This is a genomic window from Oscillatoria sp. CS-180 (genome assembly GCF_028330965.1).
In the GTDB taxonomy this organism is placed as follows: Bacteria; Cyanobacteriota; Cyanobacteriia; order Phormidesmidales; family Phormidesmidaceae; genus Halomicronema.
This window is the reverse complement of record NZ_JAQMUB010000087.1, coordinates 35,142-56,691: the sequence shown is the minus strand read 5'-3', so window position 1 is coordinate 56,691 and position 21,550 is coordinate 35,142. Positions and strand designations below refer to the sequence as shown.

General features: G+C 51.1%; 17 protein-coding genes, 1 tRNA gene and 1 pseudogene. 13 read left to right on the top strand and 6 right to left on the bottom strand.

Going from position 1 to position 21,550, the window contains the following annotated elements; all coding sequences use genetic code 11:
• Positions 1–31: 31 nt before the first annotated feature.
• Positions 32–1,090: a fatty acid desaturase gene (locus PN498_RS21620; RefSeq protein WP_272065485.1), complete on the bottom strand. Its 1,059-nt coding sequence runs from the start codon at positions 1,088–1,090 to the stop codon at positions 32–34.
• A 1,049-nt stretch (positions 1,091–2,139) separates the two neighbouring features.
• On the opposite strand from PN498_RS21620, the gene alr reads away from it, so the two are divergent.
• Entirely contained in the window at positions 2,140–3,369 is a 1,230-nt protein-coding gene (gene alr, locus PN498_RS21615) for an alanine racemase (RefSeq protein ID WP_272065484.1), read from the top strand.
• 27 nt (positions 3,370–3,396) lie between these two features.
• On the opposite strand, the gene PN498_RS21610 is transcribed toward alr, so the two are convergent.
• A complete protein-coding gene (locus PN498_RS21610) occupies positions 3,397–4,023 on the bottom strand; it encodes a TenA family protein (protein WP_272065483.1) in 627 nt (208 codons plus the stop codon).
• Between the two features lie 170 nt (positions 4,024–4,193).
• A pseudogene (locus PN498_RS21605) lies at positions 4,194–4,622 on the bottom strand (Crp/Fnr family transcriptional regulator); the annotation flags it as partial.
• Positions 4,623–5,233: 611 nt separating this feature from the next.
• Between PN498_RS21605 and PN498_RS21600 the strand changes: the two are divergent.
• The 3 genes from PN498_RS21600 (at position 5,234) to PN498_RS21590 (ending at position 8,280) form a co-directional block, all read left to right on the top strand.
• Entirely contained in the window at positions 5,234–5,995 is a 762-nt protein-coding gene (locus PN498_RS21600; protein ID WP_272065482.1) for a MinD/ParA family ATP-binding protein, read from the top strand.
• Between the two features lie 225 nt (positions 5,996–6,220).
• Positions 6,221–7,069: a tetratricopeptide repeat protein gene (locus PN498_RS21595; RefSeq protein ID WP_272065481.1), complete on the top strand. Its 849-nt coding sequence runs from the start codon at positions 6,221–6,223 to the stop codon at positions 7,067–7,069.
• A 5-nt stretch (positions 7,070–7,074) separates the two neighbouring features.
• On the top strand, positions 7,075–8,280 hold the full coding sequence (locus PN498_RS21590) for a class I SAM-dependent methyltransferase (protein ID WP_272065480.1): 1,206 nt from the start codon (positions 7,075–7,077) through the stop codon (positions 8,278–8,280).
• A gap of 28 nt (positions 8,281–8,308) precedes the next feature.
• Here the strand turns inward: PN498_RS21590 and ilvN are convergent, their stop codons facing one another.
• A complete protein-coding gene (gene ilvN, locus PN498_RS21585) occupies positions 8,309–8,830 on the bottom strand; it encodes an acetolactate synthase small subunit (RefSeq protein ID WP_272065479.1) in 522 nt (173 codons plus the stop codon).
• 390 nt (positions 8,831–9,220) lie between these two features.
• On the opposite strand from ilvN, the gene infC reads away from it, so the two are divergent.
• A complete protein-coding gene (gene infC / locus PN498_RS21580) occupies positions 9,221–9,745 on the top strand; it encodes a translation initiation factor IF-3 (RefSeq protein WP_272065478.1) in 525 nt (174 codons plus the stop codon).
• A 50-nt stretch (positions 9,746–9,795) separates the two neighbouring features.
• Positions 9,796–12,771 carry a HEAT repeat domain-containing protein gene (locus PN498_RS21575; protein ID WP_272065477.1) on the top strand — a complete coding sequence of 992 codons (2,976 nt, stop codon included), beginning with the start codon at positions 9,796–9,798 and terminating at the stop codon, positions 12,769–12,771.
• A gap of 91 nt (positions 12,772–12,862) precedes the next feature.
• Here the strand turns inward: PN498_RS21575 and PN498_RS21570 are convergent, their stop codons facing one another.
• Positions 12,863–13,165 (bottom strand): TMEM14 family protein, encoded by a 303-nt coding sequence (locus tag PN498_RS21570; RefSeq protein ID WP_272065476.1) that lies wholly within the window; start codon positions 13,163–13,165, stop codon positions 12,863–12,865.
• 117 nt (positions 13,166–13,282) lie between these two features.
• Between PN498_RS21570 and PN498_RS21565 the strand changes: the two genes are divergently transcribed.
• The 5 genes from PN498_RS21565 to PN498_RS21545 all read left to right on the top strand — a co-directional run bounded on the left by PN498_RS21565 (position 13,283) and on the right by PN498_RS21545 (position 17,882).
• Positions 13,283–14,641: an MATE family efflux transporter gene (locus tag PN498_RS21565; RefSeq protein ID WP_272065475.1), complete on the top strand. Its 1,359-nt coding sequence runs from the start codon at positions 13,283–13,285 to the stop codon at positions 14,639–14,641.
• A 363-nt stretch (positions 14,642–15,004) separates the two neighbouring features.
• On the top strand, positions 15,005–16,288 hold the full coding sequence (speE, locus tag PN498_RS21560) for a polyamine aminopropyltransferase (RefSeq protein WP_272065474.1): 1,284 nt from the start codon (positions 15,005–15,007) through the stop codon (positions 16,286–16,288).
• A complete protein-coding gene (locus PN498_RS21555; RefSeq protein ID WP_272065473.1) occupies positions 16,281–17,318 on the top strand; it encodes an agmatinase family protein in 1,038 nt (345 codons plus the stop codon). The genes speE and PN498_RS21555 overlap by 8 nt, the downstream gene beginning before the upstream one ends.
• A gap of 71 nt (positions 17,319–17,389) precedes the next feature.
• Positions 17,390–17,462 (top strand) — tRNA-Ile (locus PN498_RS21550).
• 111 nt (positions 17,463–17,573) lie between these two features.
• A complete protein-coding gene (locus PN498_RS21545) occupies positions 17,574–17,882 on the top strand; it encodes a hypothetical protein (protein WP_334312278.1) in 309 nt (102 codons plus the stop codon).
• A 39-nt stretch (positions 17,883–17,921) separates the two neighbouring features.
• Here PN498_RS21545 and PN498_RS21540 read toward each other — a convergent pair whose 3' ends face one another.
• The gene (locus tag PN498_RS21540; protein ID WP_272065472.1) at positions 17,922–18,341 is read right to left on the bottom strand and encodes an SRPBCC domain-containing protein; all 420 of its coding nucleotides are present in this window, start codon (positions 18,339–18,341) and stop codon (positions 17,922–17,924) included.
• A gap of 420 nt (positions 18,342–18,761) precedes the next feature.
• Between PN498_RS21540 and PN498_RS21535 the strand changes: the two genes are divergently transcribed.
• Positions 18,762–19,904 (top strand): esterase/lipase family protein, encoded by a 1,143-nt coding sequence (locus PN498_RS21535; protein ID WP_272065471.1) that lies wholly within the window; start codon positions 18,762–18,764, stop codon positions 19,902–19,904.
• Between the two features lie 47 nt (positions 19,905–19,951).
• Positions 19,952–21,550, top strand: coding sequence for an NACHT domain-containing protein (locus tag PN498_RS21530; protein WP_272065470.1), 1,599 nt, complete (start codon positions 19,952–19,954; stop codon positions 21,548–21,550).

The following is a 21,550-nucleotide window of genomic DNA, read 5'->3' as shown; positions in this document are numbered from 1 at the left end:
GACCGACAATAAAGCAGCTAATATCAGGCTGCTAGAAGCTAGACCTGCTTTGCTGCCGATAGAACGTCTGAATTGATACGAGGCGATCGTCCTCTGAATCCCAAAGAATGAGTTTGGAGCAGGCCAGCATGTCGCGAATCCGAATCGTCTTGGTCTGAGTGAGCAAGTGGTGATTCCTTTGGTGACAAGCCCTGAGATTGTAGTTGGGGATTTTCTCAGAAAGGTGATGAATGCTGTGATAGCTGATATCCGCAGTGAACCACTTGAGAATTTCGGGGATATCGAGATAGCTACTGCCTTCAATAGCCCCTTGTAGGTAGTCCCAGCCCTCTGTTTTGTGGGCATAGGCTCCTTCAAAATTATGCTGGACAAAGAAGACGCAGATAAAGATAGCGGCTGAGAGCATGAGCACAACCGAGTAGGTGCCTAAGAAGAAACCTGTTCCTAACCATCGACACAGAAGGATCCAGCTGCTAATAACGCACACATTATTCAACAGAACATCCCAAAACTCCCCTGCTGTCGTCCAGTTTTGAGGTTTGTAAGTTCTAATTATCTCGCTTCTTGTCATAGCCGAATTTTTGCGCCAGCAGGAGACAGCATGAGCAATGAATCTAAACGTCTCATCAATGAGAATGAGTCTAGGTTTGAAGGCAAGGTAGAAAAAACCACCTGGAAAAATCATCCAGGGGTGCCTCAAAATGCCATATAGCTTTTGATCAAACGGGCTCAACTGGGCGAATTCGATCGTGGACAGAAAATCACCAATGCTGCGATATCGCTCCCAGTCACCATTCGTTTTATGGTGGAAAGCATGATCTCTAGACCACCAATATTGTGGAATTGCATTTACTAAACCCAATATGAATCCCACAACCCGATTAACTTTCTTAGATTCAAACAACGAATAGTGACCGCAGTCATGCATCAGTGAAAAGCATCTGAGGGAGAAAAGAACCAGCAAGAGGACTACAGGAGGTAGTAAAAAGATAGAGAACTTGGTTGCCTCAGCTGCCAGGAACCAAAGAAAAATGTAAGGGCCAAGAGTGTTTAAAATCTGAAAAGCTGCTCGAACATTGTCACGCTTCATATACGGCGATAGTACGAAATCAGATTTCTTAATCACGTTTTCCATGGAGTGGTTTATTCCTAAACAGCACCTGAGTCAAGCGTGCTTCGAAGCACTATTTCAAGGAGAAGACTGTCATAACACAGAGCAAATTGATGGATTCAAAGTTTCGAAATAACAAAACCTTGACTACTCAAAGCTCTGATTGGGTCAAATCAGCCTCAACTAGAACCAGCGTCGAAACCTAAAACTGAAGAAAAGCTCGCTATGTTATAGAAGTTAACAATAGCATTTTTAGTCTTAGAGAATCAGCTTAGCTTTGATCGCTTTCTAAACTGAAAGGATTTATTCAGTTCTTAATTGAGTCAACTTCAGCAACTCTTAAACGACTGACAATAACTTGTGTGCTTTTGTGGATTTTCGGTGAAGCTATCCGCATCCTATAGCGAAAGAAAAACGCTTCTTTAAGGTGCTGATAGATGACAATAAGGTCGTGATAGATGACAATTTCTGACAAACTATTAGTCCCGAAATAGTCATAAAGCAGACTTTAGCACTCTTTTCTGGATGCTAAAAATGCTTAAACGTGGGCACTCTATCCATATGTTCTCCAGTTGAAGATTGTCTGGATTGAGGAACTCTTCTGACTACTCTCAGTGCATGCTTACTGATGTCAATAGTGCATACAAACTGAGCAAAAATTCGAAGCATCCCTGACATTTGATCATAGCTTTCAAAATACATGGATTAAGGTGTGATTGAAAAAGAAATTATCAGAATATCTGATGGTATTTTGCCGGATTCGTTGAATTTGGTTTTGCTTAAAACTGTAAAGAGCGCCTCATCTTGATGCCATTTTCTAAAAATACTCTGACTCAGTATGGCTACCACAGCTCAATTTGGTCCATGCGAGCCGGCAAGGCAACACGCTGAGGCGTCGGATCTCAAAAGCCCATGATGTTAAAGGGTCACACTCTAACTGCACTGACGTTTGTCTCCGGAAAGGTTGGTACAAGCTTGAAGTTGATGCACAATTAGCTCAACTTACGGTGTGGTTAAGGAGTGATGAGATGTTGAGTTGGGACAAAACGCCTGCCCTGCACCCAATGCGGCGCTGTCGAGCCTGGGTGGAAATTGATTTAGGAGCGTTGAAGCACAACGTTCAGCAGCTGGCTAGGCACCTGAATGCACAGTCAACGCTGATGGCAGTCGTGAAAGCTGATGCTTATGGACATGGAGCTGTAACCGTGGCTCAGGTGGCGCTATCCACGGGGGCACGATGGCTGGGTGTCGCTACGGTGCCGGAAGGCGTAGAGCTACGAGAGTCGGGAATTGCTGCGCCCATCTTGATTATGGGGGCAGTGAATAGTCTTGAAGAGGTTGACGCGATCGCCCATTGGAATCTTCAACCGACTTTAGTCTCTCCTAAGCAGGCCCTCGTTTTTTCCGAAGCGCTAGCCCAGCGCTTTGGAACCACACTTCCTGTGCACCTAAAAATTGATACCGGCATGTCGAGATTAGGATTTCCTTGGCAATCGGCAGCTGAATTTGTCCGGTTTGTGCAGCGATTACCAGGTTTGCAGATTAAGAGCATTTATTCGCACCTAGCGACAGCGGATGATCCCGATCCCACTATCCTGCGGCAGCAACATCAGCGTTATGAGGCGGCGATCGCTCAGGTCGCTCAGCAGTTTCCCGCCCTGCCCAAACGTCATTTGGCCAACTCCGCAGCCACCCTGGGTTATCCCGACCTGCACTATGACATGGTGCGAGTTGGCCTGTCGCTGTATGGTCTCTATCCAGCCCCTCATCTTGAATCGACGGTATCCCTAAAGCCCGTGATGCAAGTTAAGGCCCGTATTACTCATCTCAAAGACATCCAGCCAGGGACCGGAGTCAGCTACGGCCATACGTTTGTTGCTGAGCGTCCCATGCGAATAGCGGTAGTTGGTATCGGTTATGCCGATGGCGTACCCCGTGCCCTTTCCAACTGCATATCTGTCTTGGTTAACGGACAACGGGTCTCTCAGATCGGCAACATCACCATGGATCAGATGATGATTGATGTGACTGACGTTCCTAACTTGCGGGAGGGTAACGAGGTCACACTGCTAGGTAGGGAAGGCGAAAACAGCTTGACAGCAAACCATTGGGCCACCCTGACCAAAACAATTTCTTGGGAAATTCTTTGCAGCTTTAAGCATCGCCTACCCCGCATTACTATTGATTCTTCTACAGCGCCTCCGTTTCAGACAGAGCGGGTTCTCAAGCGAAGTGGCGATGTAGGAGAGAAACACTAGGGTCACGCCTGGAGATCCCCTAATCCTTCATCCTTCAATTGCCCAAGCAGCTTCAAAGAAATCTCGCTCACAGACCATGGCATAGCGGAACGTGTTGGTGACTCGCTCACTCTCGGAGCTGTACTGATCAACTAGTGCTTCTAGCTGCTGGGCCAAAGGTTCAAATTCATCGCTACTATAGGTGCGGATCCAATCACTGTAATCGTGGTCGGGTATTCCTTGGGCTGCGAGTGATTGGCCGATAAAAGCGTATAGCCGCATGCAGGGTGACATAGCTACAGCCGTTACTCCAACCTCTTGCGACCAAGCCGTTGCCAGCAGAAAGTCAGTGTAGCGTCGGGTGGCGCTACCGGGCTGCACGTTCCGTAGAGAGACGCCCCATTGTTTGGCGTATTCCTCATGCAGATTCAGTTCTTGTAGAACTCCCCCTGCCAGATTATGGAAGGTTGTAAAGCCTTGCCAGTCGAGTGCTTTAGCCGCTGCGATGCTGTAGGCTCTGGCAAATGCTTCAAGAAAAAAGGCATCTTGTCCCACGTAGTAGGCAAACTTGGCTTTAGCCAAAGTGCCATTGTAAATGCCCTGCACAAAGGGATGAGTAAGAGAGGCTTGAGCGAGATCTTGATTGTCGTTCCAAAGGCGCTGGGACAAAGACATAGGCCACTGAATTAGTAAGGAAGACTGCCATAGGGAAAACTGCCGGTGGCATCGTTGACTCCGTAGGCAGCCTCTTCTGGTTCTGAATGCTGTCTGGCTTCTACTGGCGATCGCATAGGAACCGGGGTGTAAATGAGTCCAGTGCGCTGAGACAGCTCTCTCACTTCCTGCTGTCGCTTGTTCAGGTCGTTGTTTAGCTCACGAATACGGCGAGACAAAAGGCGAATGATGTTAATCGCAATTCCGGGTGTTTCATCGATCGCCTCGTAGAGCTGCTGTTGGGTCAACATTAGACAATCGCAAGGATCCAGCGTTGTGACTGAAGCGGATCGAGGTTCGGCATCAAACAGCGACATCTCCCCAAAACAAGCGCCTTTTTCGAGCTGCGCTAGTTCCTGATCGCGAAGATGAACACTCACTCGTCCTGAGACGACAATGTATAGCGCTCTGCCTTCTTGTCCCTCTGTGAAGATGGTGTGGTTGTTGGGAAAAGACAGTTCGTCCATGATAGAGGCCAACCGAACCAGGAAATCATCCCTCAACTCCTTAAAGATGGGAACGCCCCTTACAAATAGCAATCGGTCAACACTCGTCAGCATAGAGGTAGATAGTGAACGAAAAATCTAAGTAATGACTGGCAAAGCAAGCTCTAGACCTCCACTCTTGATTCTGAAGCCCGTAATCTAAAAGCCTGCAATTCTGAAGCCTGCAATAAACACCCAAGGATACGTCAAAATCAACGGACTAGGTGGAATCGTCTGTGATCCTCACGGGTGCGATCGCGGATACTGTCAAAATTAAGTGTATTTCTTAAACCTAAAGGTATCTAAGAAAACCCTATCAGAGTAGGTCTCTAGATTTCCCTTTCAGTTCATCCAAATTGCATTCGAAATGGAAATGCTGAAAGCCTGAAGGTAAAAGCTGAGAATTCTAGGGCATACTGCTCAACAATTAAGTTCGCCGACCTTTAGTAGCTTTTCAGGCTGTATGAATTCCTCTTTGCCAATTAACTATCCAGTGGTTTAGTCTGTTGCTGGGATAAATGTAAGGTTTCTCATACACTTAATCCATTAAGTATCCGCAGCACTCTAAGAGGGCATGCGTGCCGAAGCAAAAGACGATTAGACCTGCGCTAACAGTCATGGCACTGCTTCTGAACCGCATAGAATAGCTGCTAAGTTGTTGTGCTACTGCACTGGAAGGTAGACATATGGTCAAAGTGGTGTCTGTCCACTCCTTTCGAGGAGGCACCGGAAAATCGAATACAACGGCCAACTTAGCGGCATCCGTAGCGCGACAGGGCAAACGTGTTGGTATTGTTGACACTGATATTCAGTCTCCTGGCATCCATGTTTTGTTTGGCTTTGACGAGAGTCGCATGGACTTGGCTCTCAATGACTACCTTTGGGGACGCTGTTCAGTGGAAGAGGCTGCTTATGACGTTAGCCATGTCCTCGAAGGGGCTGGTACCAGTCAGAGCGCTATCTACCTTATTCCCTCTAGTTTGAAAGCAGGCGAAATTGCCCGAGTCTTGCGAGAGGGCTATGATGTCGGGCTTTTAAACGATGGCTTTCAGGGCCTGATTCAGCAGCTTAATCTGGACTACCTCTTCATCGACACCCATCCTGGACTCAATGAGGAAACGCTACTATCAATTACTATTTCGGACGTCCTGCTGCTCATCATGCGTCCAGACCGTCAGGATTTTCAAGGCACAGCTGTGACCGTTGATATTGCCCGTCGTCTGGAAGTGCCTAAAATGCTGTTATTGGTCAACAAGGCGCTATCTTCTTTTGACTTTGACGCACTGAAGTCCGAGGTTGAAGCGACCTATAATGCGCCTGTGGCTGCCATTTTGCCGCTTACGGAAGAAATGATTCAGCTCGGCAGTAGTGATATTTTTAGCTTGCGATTTCCAGAGCATCCATTAACTCAAATCTACATCGGCATCGCAAATCTTTTATTAAGCTAGTACACTACTACGGCAGAAATAGGCTCACCATTCAAAACATTGCGAAAGCCCATCTGCCTTAGTTTTGAGTTTTGAGTTCTGAATTTTGAATTCCGCATGGCGGTACTAGTTCCGGATAGCTAGTTGTAGTGAGCGATAAAATTGACAGAAGTGATTTGAAAATCCACTGCTGAACGAGTAAGCTAAGCTGGCTTATGACGATGCTGTAAGGACACAGAGGGATTCGTGCTGACTCGAATATCTTTATTTTCTGCGCTGGCGGCTGTGGGTTTGGGGATCATGGCCCCGCCTGTGAACGCTCAAGCTCTGTTGCCTTATGTGCTGCCGCTAGACTATGAGCGGTTAGAGGAACAAGGGTTGATTTTGGCGCAGGATGCAGCTCAACTAGCTCAGCTCCAGCAGTATGACCTAGCCCTGGCTCAGGCTCAACTGGCTTCTCAACTGCTTCCTGATAATGCAGCTATTTGGGGGCTGTTGGGGACTCTCTATCTGCAAGTCGAAGATTTTGATGCATCCATCGAGGCTCTCAGCCGTGCTCAGGTGCTGGAGTCGGATAATTCAGCTGTTTTGTTCGCTTTAGGGACTGCTCACTTCCGTAAAGGCGACTATCAAAAGGCTTCTGATTTCTTAGAAAACGGGCTGTCGCTGGAACCCGATAACGCGGGGGCGCTGTTTGATTTGGGAAACACCTATTTCAAGCTAAATCAATTTGAAACCGCGATCGCCCAGTATCAAAAATCCATTGAGCTTGATCCGGAGTTCTGGCCGTCTGTCAACAACATTGGCCTGGTGCAATACGAGCAGGGCGAGGTTGATGCGGCAATCTCGCGATGGCAAGAATCATTGGCAATCGCGCCTATGGAACCGGAACCGGAATTGGCGATCGCCGTCGCAGAATTCGCTCGCGGCAATGAAGCAAAAGCATTAGAACTAGGCATCCCTGCCCTCGAAAAAGATAGTCGCTACGCTGAAATTCAGTTTCTGATCGACAATCTGTGGGGGCCTCAACTAATAGCGGATACGGAAGCGTTTTTTGAGCACCCTGAGGTTCGAGCTATTCGGATTCAGCTGTAGGTCATATGCAGACTCAGATTGGAGTGGCTGAGCTGTGTGCCGTGATTCGCGATCGCATCGAGCGATCGCCCCAGCGCCGGCTCACCTTTTGCTCATTTATGGAACTGGCGCTGTATCATCCGCAGCACGGTTATTACACGACGAGTGCCTCACAGTTGGGGAAGTCAGGGGATTTTGTGACCTCGGCTCACCTGGGCAATGACTTTGCTGAACTGTTGGCAGAGCAGTTAGTTGACCTGTGGCGGCGGTTGGGGATGCCCCAAGCCTTTCACTGGGTTGAAATGGGAGCCGGACAAGGGCTACTGGCGCACACGATATTAACTTATCTGCATGAGCGTCATCCCGACTGTCTAGCGGCTCTCCACTACACGCTAATTGAAACCTCCCCAGCACTTCGGAGTGCCCAGCAACAACGACTGGAATCTTGGAGGATTCAGGGCTTCGATATCCGCTGGTCTACCTGGGAAGAAATTCCGCAAGAAACCATTACAGGCTGTGTCTTTTCAAACGAGTTGGTGGACGCTTTTCCAGTACATCGCGTCACAGTTACGGAGAACGGCCTGCAAGAAGACTATGTCACGCTGTCTGAGGATCCGAGTCGTCCCTTCAAATCACTTTTGGGGCCGCTCTCGACTTCAAGATTAACCGCGTATTTTGACGCTCTCGATATCCAAATAGCTTCGCCGCCTTACCCGCAGGGCTACACCACCGAGGTCAACCTGGCCGCCTTGGACTGGATGACACAGGTGGCGCAGAAGCTTCAGCAGGGATATGTGCTGACCATCGATTACGGTTATTCTGCCGATCGCTATTACAGTCCACTGCGATCGCAGGGAACGCTTCAGTGCTATACCCAGCACGCTCATCACAATGATCCCTTCATCAACATTGGTCAGCAGGATATTACTGCCCATGTAGACTTCACGACCCTCAGTCGGCGGGGTGAGCAGTGTGGGCTAGAGACGTTGGGAAACGTTCCTCAAGAGCTATTTTTAATGGCGTTGGGGCTGGGCGATCGCCTCAATGAACTGGCACAACTCCAAGGCACCGACAGCGCTACTGTGAACTATGCGATTCGCCGCCGCCAAGCACTTCATCAGCTCATGAATCCACTGGGGCTGGGGAAGTTCAGCGTTCTTGTGCAGGGTAAAGGATTGGCGACGGAGGCCCAAAGGCAGCTTAAAGGACTGACCGTACCGCCTCTTGTTTAACGGAGATGCCGACCATCCGTCTGGGAGGCTACTGCAGCTTACTTTGCAGCGATTTCAGATATTCTGTGTTGACGCCAGATTCACGAGTGAGCGCGATTTTGCCCGTCCGAGCCACTTCTCGTAAACCAAAACGAGTGAGAACCTGAACGATCGCCACCATTTTGCCAGGATCCCCAACGACCTCAATGGTCAAGGAATCTTCAGAAACGTCTACAACGCGAGCTCTAAAAATCTGTACCAGCTCCAAAATTTCCGAGCGGTTGGTACTTGTTGCGTTGACTTTGATCAGCATCAGCTCCCGTTCAACGCAGGGGGTCTCCGTAATGTCCTGCACCTTGAGGACGTTAATTAGCTTGTAAAGCTGTTTAGTAATTTGTTCAATCACCTGATCGTCTCCCGGCACGATCATGGTGATCCGAGAAATACCGACCTGCTCAGCGGGTCCCACTGCCAAGCTCTCAATATTGAAGCCGCGTCGTGCAAACAGTCCAGCGATGCGTGTCAGAACGCCAGCTTCATCTTCCACTAGAACTGACAGTGTGTGTTTCATAATCTTGACGGCACCTACCTCAGGCCCACTTTCCTTAACAGACAAGAGCTAATCTTAGCCTGACTCTAGGTTCTTGTTAAGAGCTAGAAGGCATTGGAGACGATGCGAAAAAGTATGGCAGTATACCGCCAAGGCACCCATCACAGAATGGCTCCTCAGCCTCGCTAATTGTCATATGTAAATATTTTTTTTTACTTCGCAACGAATGGATGTGCAAATTAAGAGTTCGCTTTTAATATCGTTAGAGATGTGGTTGAGGTCAAAGTCTAAGACGAGGTGTCGGCTATGGGGTAATGCCCTCCAGAAAGGCCCGCACTTATCGATTACCTATCGGACATCTGAAAGCTTAGGGTCCACTGTTTCACGTTTCTGTTTCATTCCACGCTGAGCATGCGAAGCCGAAATCCTCGAAATGTTCCCCCTATTAATGAGAATATTCGTTTCCCCGAAATTCGTCTCATTGATGCTGATGGAACCCAACTTGGGGTGATGCCGCCGGGTGATGCCCTCAAAATGGCAGAAGAGAAAGAGTTAGATTTGGTGCTTGTTAGTGACAAAGCGACCCCGCCGGTCTGTCGGATTATTGACTATGGCAAGTACAAGTTTGAGCAGGAAAAGCGGGCACGGGAGGCGCGTAAGCGACAGCACAATGTTGAGGTCAAGGAAGTCAAGATGCGTTACAAAATTGACGACCATGACTACAATGTACGCGTCAAGAATGCCCAGCGTTTCTTGAAGTCAGGCGATAAAGTCAAAGCGACTGTGATGTTTCGTGGTCGTGAAATTCAGCATTCAGACCTTGCTCGCAAACTTCTAATGCGGATGGCCGGTGATTTAGAGGATTTTGCTGAGATTCAACAGGCTCCCAAACAGGAAGGTCGGAATATGATGATGCTGTTGTCGCCCAAGAAATAACTGCTGTCCTGTCAGCATGGCGATCGCTACTCTCCATTCCTCCCGAGTCTATGAAATCCAGCCGGACTGCATCTCCCTTAATCCCTCCCTGGCAGCAAAAGCTATTTCGCATTATCAATCTCCGTCCTAATGAGGCAGAACGCACGCTGTTAATGTTTGCGTTTTACACAGCGACCTCAATGGGGATCTTGTGGCTAGAGGTCAGTTCTGCGGCGCTGTTCTTAGACGAGTATGGAGCGTCTTCTCTGCCGTGGATTTATATCTTTAGTGCGATGATCGGCTTCGGCCTCAGCGTGATTTATTCTTGGATGCAGCGATTTTTTCCGCTACGTCGAGTCATTGTCCTGATCGCTATTCTGATGGCCATTCCAGTTCTGCTGTTTCGATGGGGACTGGCGATTGAGCCGCTGTTGCCGATCACGGTTTTTGCCATGCGGCTGTGGATGGAGGCTATTTACGGGTTGAATGACCTAAATGTTTCCATTGCCGCTAATCAGCTATTCAATATTCGCGAAATCAAGCGAACCTTTCCGCTCATCACCAGTGGGAACTTGGTAGCCGATGTCCTAAGTGGTTTTTCAGTCTATTTGCTGATCACGCTTGTGGGATTGGAGAACGTGCTGCTGCTGTCTTTCATCGTCATGATGGCAGGCGCAGGCGTTTTGCTGATCATCAGCCGTAATTACAACCATGCTTTTCCAGACTCCCTAAAGCGCCAAGCAGAAGCCGCAGAAGAAGCCCATAGTGCTCAGCGATCGCGCGGTACGATGGGGCGCTACGTCGTGATGCTGTTCAGCTTCTTCGTGCTAGCTCAAATTTTGATGTATCTGATTGAGTTCGGGTATCTGACACAGCTTGAAGCTGAACTCGAAGCCGATGAGATTGCTGTTTTCCTAGGAATTTTTAGCGGCCTGTTGGGGCTGATTGAACTGCTGACCCAATGGTTCACATCCAGTCGTTTAATCGAACGTCAGGGCGTTTTTGCCGTTCTGTCTATTTTGCCGCTGGTCACTGTGGCTGTGAGTACGCTGACCCTTTTCAGCAGCTATCCCGTCTTCCTAGGGGCAGGTGCTCTATTCCTGGGCATGGTCATTCTTAAGTTCTTCGACGAATGGCTGCGCTATACGGTGGTGGCGAGTACCCGCCCCCTACTGTTTCAACCGATTCCAGATAGCCAGCGAACAATCTTTCAGTCTTTGGTAGGGGGAATTGCTGAACCCCTGTCTATGGGGGGGACAGGCGTTTTTGTTCTAGTGACGATTGGGGTGCTGAACTGGCTGGGATTTACGGGCGAGGTATTCCAAACGCAGTTCTTTCTAGCGGTGACGGTGGTGCTGGCTGGAGTCTGGCTGGGGGCTATCTATTTCTTGCGATCGCAGTACTTAGAGCTGTTGGTTAAAAGTGCTCAGCGAGGACTCCTCAGTATGACGGATGCCAGTCTGCGGGTGCTTAAGAAGGCTTTTGTCGATCAGCTGGAAAAACCGGGACCTGAGGCTGATAAGCGATCGTGTATTGAACTCTTGGGGCATCTTGATCCCCGAGGCGTCGGAGAGGTGTTGGCACCCCGGCTGGCAACCCTGTCACCTGTCTTACAGCGACAGAGCCTAGAGGCCATGCTGGATCATCCCAGACGGGAACATGCTGAGGAAGTTCGCCAACTCATCAATACCGATCCCGCGCCAGAAATATTGGCGCTATCGCTTCGCTATATTTGGTTGACGGATGATGACTTGGACATCAGCCGACTGCGAGTCTATCTCAAGCCCGAAATCGATCCTGTTGTGCGGGGAACTGCGGCTTCCCTGATGTTGAAGCACGGCAATCCCCGGGAAAAGACAGAGGCGATCAATACGCTGCGGCAAATGCTGACTCATGATCGAGAACGAGAGCGCGTGATGGGCTGCCGGGCTTTAGGGGAAGCCGACTATATGCAGTCTCTGCGATTGTATATTCCGAGTCTTTTGCAGGATGAGTCTCTGCGGGTCCGGCGAGCACTCTTGGAGGCGATCGCGGCCACCAATCTTAAGGAGTACTACCCGTCTTTGCTCAAAGCATTGCAGTACAAATCCACTCGCGAAGCGGCAAGTCAGGCTTTGACGAGGTTGGGCAACGATGCGCTGCCTATGCTGGAGTCGGTCGCGTTGGACATCTACAAACCAGACAGTTCGCGCAGTCAAGCCTGGCAGGCGATCGGCAACATTGATAGCAGTGAGGCGATTGACTGCCTGCTGAAAAATCTGATTACCTCTTGGGGCAGCACCCGCCGCACCATCCTTCGCATTTTGCTGCGTCTGTCCCAAGAATCTGGACTGAAGCGATCGCAGGAAATTGACTCGGCTCTTGATCGCTTTGGCCGGGATGGAGTCGAGAATTTGATCAACCAAGAACTGACCTTTATTGGTCAAATTTACGGTGCTCTGCTCGATTTGGACAATGATGCGATTCAGGGGCGTGAGACGGAACTGTTGCAGCGAGCACTGAAGGAATTGCAGACTGATGCGCTGGAACGGATCTTTATGCTACTTCGTTTCATTTCACCCCCCAGCGCCATTCAAGCTGCTCAGGTGAGTTGGCAGGGAGCAACAGCCTCCAATCGCGCTAGAGGCATCGAGATTCTTGACAATATTCTCGATATTCCTAGCAAACGAGCTATTCTCACGGTTCTAGATCGTCGTAGCCGACAAGATAAGATTCAGGAGCTGGCTAGTAGTCATCTCTTTGTCTACCAGCCTATGTCGCCGAGCGATCGCCTGCGCCATCTATTAGATCTTCGCTATTTTCTGTCTGATTGGGCTTTAGCCTGTTGTTTTCATCTGGCGCGATCTCAGCGCTGGAGTGTGAGTGCCGAAAACACGGTTGCTAGTCTCAAGCATCCCACGGGGTTTGTGCGAGAAGCGGTTTTGTCTTACCTGCGCATTGCCTCTCCTCGTGTACTGCGGGAGCTGCTTCCCTTGATGCGGAATGATCCGAATGACCTTGTTACGAACCAAATTGAGCATCTTATGGCGGAATTGCAGATGGTGTAAGGGGGAGTTTGGGAAGGGGGAGTGGGGTGTAGGGTGTGTAGTGAACCGTTTTGAATTCTTAATTTTGCAGTTTGAATTCTGCTTAGGGGCACTAGGCAAACAAGGCGATCGCTGTGCCGATTCCCACTGCCACCATTAAGCCAGCGGGGAAGAACTTACGGGTTTTGATGAGGCGGAAGATGAAGACGATGACCAGTAGCAGCGTCACGGCGATCGCTAGCCAGAATCCCCAGACCTGCGCTTGTAATAGCCCTACGCCTGCAATCAGCAGCAAAATTCCGGTAATGATGCCTGAAATGAGGGAGGGTTTGCTACCCGCTTGCACATACCCGATAATGCCGCCAACAATCGATAGGACTCCGTAGATAAAGGTCATGAGGGTAGCGGGGGACATACAGACTTCTCCGATTTGCAAATAGCTCTTGCCACAGCATAGGATGCATTCGCGCCAACACTGCATTCAGTGGGTAATCCTTTTGGCTATCGATATTGCAAATCAGAGGCACTGCCGATGCAATTCCCTCAGGAGATCAAAGCCTTATTTCAGCTAGCTATACCTTTGACGCTGATCCAGGTCGCAGAAGGCATGGTGAACTTTGTGGATACGCTCATGATGGGCTGGTTGGGCACTTCGGCTTTGGCCGCTGGGGGACTCGGAGCGATTATTTTCTGGACGTCGCTAGCGCTATTCACGGGGCTGCTGGAAATGACGGGAGCACTTGCAGCGGAAGCCTACGGAGCAAAAGACTATGCCAGAGTGGGGATCATCAATGCTCAGGCGCTGTGGCTAAGTTTGGGGGTGTCGATTCCGGCGATCGCCCTGTTCTGGAATTTGGAAGGTATCTTGCTTCAGCTCGGACAAGAACCGCAAATCGTGACTCAAACGGTGGGTTATTTGAGGGCGATCTCGTGGGGATTACCGGCTGCTCTGGGATTGTTCACCTTTAAAGAAATCACCAGTGCCCTGATGGAGCCTCGTCTGTTGACCCTGCTAATGATAGTCAGCATTCCGCTGAATGTTTTTCTCAACGATGCTCTGATGTATGGCCGTTGGGGACTGCCGCAGCTGGGACTGACGGGCATTGGCTGGAGCAGTGCTCTGGTCTTTTGGCTGATGTTTGGCATTGCTACCCTCTCTCTATCGCAGCGCCGAGATTTGAGACAGTGGCAGCTTTTTCGCTCAGTCAGGCGGCTCAATCCCCCTGTTTTTAGAGAGATTGTGCATCTTGGCTGGCCGCTGTCGGTGGACTATGGCACTGAGTATGGAGCGCTCACGGCGGCGGCTCTGCTCATGGGAACCTGGAGTACTGACCTGCTGGCAGCCCATCGCATTGTGATGACTACGACTGAACTGCTGCTGATGGTGTCTTGGGGCATGTCATACGCCACTGCCATGCGGACGGCTCACAAGATTGGGGAAGGCAGACCTGATACGGCCAAACGAATCATGGACGTTAGCCTGATCTTAAACTGTGTTCTCGCCTGCGTTCTCGCCATCCCCCTTTGGCTGTTGCCCAAGTTGATTGTTGGGTTCTATCTGGATACGCAACTGGTTGAGAATCAGGCGACTCTTCAGGCCGCAGTGACAATCTTCAGGATTGGTGTCATTTTTCAAATCTTTCAAGGCTTTCGGTTGATTAGTTTAGGCACATTGCAGGGCCTGAGGGACACCCATCTTCTTGCGACCATCGACGTTGTGGCTCATTGGCTAATCGGGTTGGGCGGGGGATATTGGTTGGGGCAGTGGCTCCACTGGCAGGGCGTCGGACTATGGTGGGGCTTGGTTTTGGGACAGGTGTTTGCGGCTGTGCTGTTAGGCGGTAGGGTGCAGCAGCTTTTGCGTCAAAGAATTCAGGGACGTTTTCCCTAAACTGGTGTTCTCATCCTAGAATCTCTCCTACCGTGAGATGGGAACGACTCAGAATTGGTCCACAATGAACTGTGGCTTGGTATTGATAGCTTTAGCCATCTTAGGCTTGTGCATCTAATAACATCCAGATCCTTAGCCCATAGCCAGATGGCTTCGCCGTCTTGTCCTAACGGAACTGGCGACGGCTATATCGCGATCGCAGCATCCTCTAGTCAATAGAAAAAACCTCATCAGGACATCCAGTCGCGTTGTTTTCTGGACACCCTAGACGGCGTTGTTGATTTGACCTCTTGGAGGCAATGCATGAATAACCGTCTCCAGCCACCTGTTCCTTGTCGATAACCATTGGGGAGTGTCACCACCATGAATTCACTCGGGCGTCATATTCTCGTGGAGTTCCACGGCTGTTCTGGCGAAATTCTTAACGATGTCCCCCACATTGAGAGCAGCATGTTGAAAGCGGCCAAAGAGTCGGGGGCTACTATCATTAGTTCGGTCTTTCACCATTTTTCGCCCTTTGGGGTGTCTGGGGTGGTGGTCATTCAAGAAAGTCATCTCGCCATTCATACCTGGCCTGAATATCGATATGCCGCAGTTGATCTGTTCACGTGTGGCTATTCAGTCAATCCCTGGACCTCTTACGAGATTTTGAAAGCTGAGTTTGAGGCCCATCATGGATCAGCCGTGGAACTCAACCGAGGTCAGCTAGAGCTGCTGGAAAAGTCGGACATTGATTTGGGCGATCTACGAGATACTGCGACTCAAAAGCTAGTCACGCCCCGTCATAGCCGCAGCGTTTGGTTTACCGATCGCAACGAGAATATTGCCCTATCAATTCGTCACAAGGGCGATCGCGTCTTTTACGAAAAGTCGCCCTATCAAACCGTCGAAATTTTCGACACCTTCGAGTACGGCAAAATGCTGACGGTAGACAGCATGGTGATGTGCTCGGAGAAAGACGAAAAGGCGTATCACGAAATGATTATCCATGTGCCGATGTTGGTGCAGCCCCAGATTGAGGAGGTGTTGGTTATCGGCGGGGGCGATGGCGGCAGCGTTCGAGAAATCCTCAAACACGAGCAGGTGAAGTCTCTCACCATGGTCGAAATTGATGAAGCCGTTGTGCGCGCATCCCGAAAGTTTTTGCCAACCCTGTCCTCCGGTCTCGATGATCCCAAACTCAACCTCATCATTGGGGACGGTATTGAGTTTGTCAAAAATGCTCCAGCCGAATCCTATGATCTGATTGTGGTGGATTCATCGGATCCAGTTGGGCCTTCAGAAGGGCTTTTCAGCAAGGCGTTTTATCAAGACGTTTATCGCTGTCTGCGTCCCGATGGTCTGATGACGGCCCAAAGCGAATCTCCCCGTTTTAATCAGCGGGCCTTTGTGGATCTCAATCACTGTTTGAAGGCCATTTTTGGCGCAGAGTTTGTTCACTGTTACTTGGCCTTTATTCCAACCTATCCGACAGGAATGTGGGGATTTTCATTCTGTTCCAAAGCCGGCCTGCATCCGGTGAAGGCGCTGGAGCACGATCGCGCCGTCGAATTTGCCCAAGCGCATCAGCTCCAGTATTACAACGCTGGCATTCACCAAGCGGCCTTTTGTCTGCCCACCTCTATTCAAACCATGCTCGATGGCTAGTCGCGAAGAGATTGTCCGCAATTTTGATCCCAGCGGTGTTGGTCTAGAAAACGGCAACTTTTGTGGGCTGCCGTTTGATTATGACACTGCTGGAATCATCCTCCTGGGGGTACCTTGGGAGGTGACGGTGTCTTATCACGACGGGACTGCCGCTGGCCCCTCGGCCATTCTGGAGGCATCACCCCAACTCGACCTGTATGATCTAGACAATTCCGATGGCTGGCAGCAGGGCATTTTTATGCCGCCAATACCGGACTGGATGCTGCCTAAAAACAATGAACTGCGCCCCCTCGCTGCCAGCATCGTTAGGGCCACTGAGCAGGGGATTAACATTGCCACAGATGCTGAGCTGTCCGCGACTTTAGCCACGATCAACACTGCCTGCGAAGGTGTGAATCACTGGCTGTATGACCAGGCCAACCGAGCGATCGCCCTCGGTAAACGAGTGGGGGCAATCGGTGGTGACCACAGCATTCCGCTGGGTCTATTGCGATCGCTGGCAGAACATCACCCCAATTTCGGCATCCTGCACATTGATGCCCACGCTGACTTGCGGGATGCCTATCAGGGATTTCAATACTCCCACGCCTCGATCATGAGTAACGTGCTGGCGCTGCCTCAGGTCTCGCGGCTCGTCCAAGTCGGCATTCGCGATATCTCTCACAGCGAGGTTGCCAAAATTCGGCAGTCCCCCGACCGTATTTGGGTTCACTACGACGCTGTTTTGAAAGAGAAGCAGTACAGCGGTGTTCCCTGGCTGGACCTGTGCCGACAAATTATTGCCCCCCTGCCTCGGCAGGTCTATGTCAGTTTTGATGTGGATGGCCTTGATCCCAAGCTTTGCCCCAGTACAGGCACTCCCGTTCCTGGTGGACTGGAGCTGGAAGAGGCATTTTGTCTGCTGCGAGAACTGGTGAGGAGCGATTGCCAAATCATTGGTTTTGATGTCTCTGAAGTTGGCGGCAGCGAGTGGGATGGCAATGTCGGTGCTCGCATTGTTTACAAGCTGTGCAACCTGATGGGCCTGTAACCCCGCAATAGCGAAGGGAATGTAAACAGCGTCGCGAAACTCTCTTTTGTCGCATAGAATGGGGGAACTTACCAGGGTTGGCCGAGCGGATTAGGCAGCGAACTCATAATTCGCCTTAGACAGGTTCGACTCCTGTACCCTGGATTCAGCAAACAGCAGTTTTCGTCCTACTATGGAGTGCTGGAGGCATTGCCCGCTTTGCTTTGACGCTAAGGCTTGTCCAGTAAAGCGCGATCGCCATTCCATGAGTGCGCCATGAGTGCTGTGGCCCACTATCGGCGCGGCTGTCGCGATCGCCCTCACCCCAAAATCCATTTATCTTTACTATTGTCATCTTTGCCCATGTCTCTTTCCCACGACGAAACCAAAGACCTCCTCAAACGTTTAATCTTCGGCGATAGCCCGTCTGACGAGTGGGTTCAGGACGTGTGGGCGCTGAGTCCCACGCTGGGGGAAACCGCTGCTCGTTTAGTCGATGCGTTTGATGGCGTGGTTGACTGCACCCAGCCTGAGAAATTGGAGAATTTGCTGAACGGTTTTTACCAAGAGCAACTGGAGGAGTGAACCCGACAGCGTTACGGTTTACTGCTGTGCTGTTCACCTCTAGCCCTCACACATTTGCTTGAGACCAGCCGCATAGGATTCAAATGACTCGGTCAGGTCGGGCAGCATTCGGCCTAGTATCGGTTCGAGGAGGCCGCTGAATACTTCACGCATCTCGAATTCAGTTGTGCCGTCCGGTTGGGGAGTCAAGGTGACGGTGCGATCGCCTCTAAACAGATTGAGCGGCAGCCCGCCACTGACCGTAAATGTCTTGGGACTCTCTACTTTGCTAACCCGAAGATCCATGAAATTTTGAGGTTTGGAAACTGTGGACAGCTTTAGTAATGCGCCATTCTCAATTTGCCCTTCCAGCCGGTGAACCCCTGTCGCCCATTCTGAGTAGCTGCTGGTATCCATGAGGACAGCCCAGACTGCTTCGGGGGGGCGAGCGATGTTGATGTTAGCGGAGAAAGTCTTCATGGCAACACCCAATGACACTTAAACAATAGTCTCAGCTTAGGCTGAAAACAGACCTCGGGATCGGGAGGCGTGGTGGCGATCGCCTCTTCCTTTCAGCCCCTCCCACGTTTCTTAATGTCAGTTCGAGCTAAGGAAGAACCCGTTATTTTCCCCTCCGGGGAGGGGCTAACGGGGTGGGTTAATCTCTCGGAAAGGCACACCCCGTCCTACGGACACTCGGGATGGTGGGCAAGGAAGCGATCGGTGTAGTGTGATGACTGCTTTGACAGGTCGTTGCCCACCCTACGTAATTACTGGCTACGTAATTACTGGCACATTTCGGGGACAGCGCATACAGTGGAATCAACTTTTTGCGATCGCTGCTGAGTGATCGCAGCTTTTTAGGGTTCTTATGTTTAAGACTGTATTCTGCTCAACCTAATGCCAGATCCCAAGCTCATTTCTATTCAACAGAACAACAGCCCCAATCCTGTGGGCGATGTCATTTTTGTGCATGGTCTCGGCGGCAGCGCTTTGGGGACTTGGTATGCCGACCCTACCGATACCCGTAACAGCAAGCTAAAGCAGGCTCAGAATGGCGAACTGCCGCCGCAAGATCTCAACTTTTGGCCAGCTTGGTTAGGGACGGACTATCCTCAGTTAAATATTTGGTCTTTGGATTACGACATTGAACCCTCTGCTTGGCGGGGCGGCACCATGCCCCTGGCCGATCGCGCCAACAATATTCTGCAAGTCCTCTCGAATAAACGCATCGGTCGCAAGCCGATCGCGTTTATTACCCACAGCATGGGCGGTTTGGTGGTTAAACAGATGCTCCGCAGTGCGTTGGATTTTGGCAATCCTCGCTGGAAGGCGATCGCTGACAACACCCAAGGCATTGTCTTTTTGGCAACGCCCCACTCCGGCGCGAACCTCTCCAACTGGATGCAGTTCATCAATCGGACGCTGCAAGGGGCGCTCAACCTGAGTGTCAGTGTCGAAGAGCTGGAAGACAATCACGCTCGCCTGCGAGAACTCAACAACGTTTACCGCAACCAGCCCCGGTTACGAGAGATCCCCATCGAAGTCTATTTTGAAACTCGACCCTACAAGCCCATTGGTCTAGTGGTGGATCAAACCAGCGCTGACCCCGGCATTCCAGGCGCGGTACCCGTCGGAGTCGATGCTGACCACATCACCATCTGCAAAATCGCACCAGACAAGAAGGCCGATAGTCTGATATACAATAGCGTCACAATTTTTCTAGAAGAAACCCTCTTGCAGGGAGCGCAGGCTATCAGTGGGCAGGCAGCAGGTGAACCAACAGCAAATGGACAAACCCTCAAAACAGCCTCTAGTCGAGGCTTTCGAGATGAACTGTTCGATACCCTGGCGCGGCTGCCGTCTCCGCAATTTGAACAGCTTTTGTTTGGCCTGAATTTGCCCGCTGGCACCCTCTCCGGCAGAGAAGCGCCCCAAGGCAAACGGGTTTCCGAGTTTTTGGATTGGGTGGAAGGATCGTCCTCTGGCTACACCCTGGAGCAGGTTGACGACATTCTCTCGGAGTTTCTCCAGCGCCCTTAGATGCCCCTCCATCTGAACCCGGCACCAAGTCGGAGGGGCAGGCTGCGGTGCCATCAACCGATCAGGCTTCGGAACCCACGGATGCTGGTCAGTTTGGCCTGCCGGACAACAAGCCTAAAAGCAACCGCCCAGATGCCAACGAGCGAATTTTGGTCGATGCCGTGTGGACGGAGGTGGTGTATCGGCTACGCCTGTCGCTACACAATGCGATCTTGATTCGCCTGGGCATGACGGAGCAGTGCAGTCAGGTCAGCCGCCCCTGGGACCGGGAACTCCGTATTCCTGACCAGGGCACACGAAAGCTAGACGCCAACACCTCCATTGCCGATATCTTTGACCGCTCGGATGTGGGCGGCAAGCTGCTGATCTTGGGGAATCCCGGCTCGGGCAAAACCACCACAATGCTGGACCTGGCTGCCGTCCTGATTCAGCGGGCCAATGACCAGCCAGACCACCCCATTCCGGTGATGTTTAATGTGTCGTCGTGGCAGCGGGCAAACCAGAGCATTACGGATTGGCTACTCAGCGAACTTAAGGAGAAGTATGGTGTATCGCCCAAGCTAGGACAAACCTGGCTCCAAACCAAAACGCTGCTGCCCCTGCTGGACGGCCTGGACGAGCTGCCCGCAACCCGACAGGAGCCTGTCGTGCAGGCGATCAACGATTGGCTGATTTCTGGGGAGGGGCCGAGTCGCCTGCTGGTGTGCAGTCGGCGGGAGGAGTATGAGCTGTATGCCACCAAGCTGGCGCTAAACGGAGCCGTGTGCCTGGAACCGCTAACTGACTCGCAGTTGGAGACGTACTTACGCTCCCTGAAAGCGGAGAGCCTGTGGACCTCTTTGAACGGGGACGCGGCGCTGCTGGAGCTGGTGCGGACCCCGCTGCTGCTGAGCGTGTCGATTTTGGCGAAAGACGGCATTGACTTGAAACAATGGCAGCGACAGCAGACGACCCAGGCCCGCATGAGTTACCTGCTGGATGCTTATGTAGAGCAGCGTCTCCACGAGACGATTAAAAGCCGGGAATACCCACCGGGGCAACAGCCCACCGCCAGACAAACACGGCACTGGCTCGTGTGGTTAGCTAAGCAGCTCCAGGCTCAATCAGAAGATGAGTTTTTGATTGAGAAGATGCAGCCCACGATGCTGGCTACGCGCAGTCAGCGATTGTTTTACGGGCTGATTGGCGGGCTGATTTTAGGGCTGATTTTTGGGCTGATTGGCGGGCTGAGGACTGACATTACATCGCGAGTCACTCCTAATCAAGGCATCATTCAAGCCGCAAAAAACATTGTGCCTGTCTCGCTACTGTCTTACCCAGGTGGAATTTTGGTTAATTTGGGAAGCCAGTTTGCCAACTCAGTGGCAGAGAATGGGTTCAATCCTGAAGCCTGGACCTTCGATCTACAGATCGCCTTTCTCCAAGGAGTTGCGTTCGCCTTTCTGGTCGGAGGCGGACTGGCGGGCTGGTATAGTCTCGTACAGCACTTTGCTTTACGTGTTGTGCTTCATCGCGCGAATGCTATTCCTTGGGACTATGCTCGTTTCCTGAATCACTGTACCGAGCGGTTGCTGCAGCAGCGGGTGGGGGGACGGTATCGGTTTATTCACAGGCTGGTGCTGGAGCATTTCGCCGCGATGAAGTAA

Coding starts and splice junctions, on each gene's coding strand:
- infC (WP_272065478.1), top strand. CDS start 9,221: ATGCGAAGCCGAAATCCTCGAAATGTTCCCCCTATTAATGAGAATATT.
- PN498_RS21565 (WP_272065475.1), top strand. CDS start 13,283: ATGCAATTCCCTCAGGAGATCAAAGCCTTATTTCAGCTAGCTATACCT.
- PN498_RS21600 (WP_272065482.1), top strand. CDS start 5,234: ATGGTCAAAGTGGTGTCTGTCCACTCCTTTCGAGGAGGCACCGGAAAA.
- PN498_RS21590 (WP_272065480.1), top strand. CDS start 7,075: ATGCAGACTCAGATTGGAGTGGCTGAGCTGTGTGCCGTGATTCGCGAT.
- PN498_RS21570 (WP_272065476.1), bottom strand. CDS start 13,165: ATGTCCCCCGCTACCCTCATGACCTTTATCTACGGAGTCCTATCGATT.
- PN498_RS21545 (WP_334312278.1), top strand. CDS start 17,574: ATGAGTGCTGTGGCCCACTATCGGCGCGGCTGTCGCGATCGCCCTCAC.
- ilvN (WP_272065479.1), bottom strand. CDS start 8,830: ATGAAACACACACTGTCAGTTCTAGTGGAAGATGAAGCTGGCGTTCTG.
- speE (WP_272065474.1), top strand. CDS start 15,005: ATGAATTCACTCGGGCGTCATATTCTCGTGGAGTTCCACGGCTGTTCT.
- PN498_RS21555 (WP_272065473.1), top strand. CDS start 16,281: ATGGCTAGTCGCGAAGAGATTGTCCGCAATTTTGATCCCAGCGGTGTT.
- PN498_RS21540 (WP_272065472.1), bottom strand. CDS start 18,341: ATGAAGACTTTCTCCGCTAACATCAACATCGCTCGCCCCCCCGAAGCA.
- PN498_RS21575 (WP_272065477.1), top strand. CDS start 9,796: ATGAAATCCAGCCGGACTGCATCTCCCTTAATCCCTCCCTGGCAGCAA.
- alr (WP_272065484.1), top strand. CDS start 2,140: ATGTTGAGTTGGGACAAAACGCCTGCCCTGCACCCAATGCGGCGCTGT.
- PN498_RS21620 (WP_272065485.1), bottom strand. CDS start 1,090: ATGAAGCGTGACAATGTTCGAGCAGCTTTTCAGATTTTAAACACTCTT.
- PN498_RS21535 (WP_272065471.1), top strand. CDS start 18,762: ATGCCAGATCCCAAGCTCATTTCTATTCAACAGAACAACAGCCCCAAT.
- PN498_RS21610 (WP_272065483.1), bottom strand. CDS start 4,023: ATGTCTTTGTCCCAGCGCCTTTGGAACGACAATCAAGATCTCGCTCAA.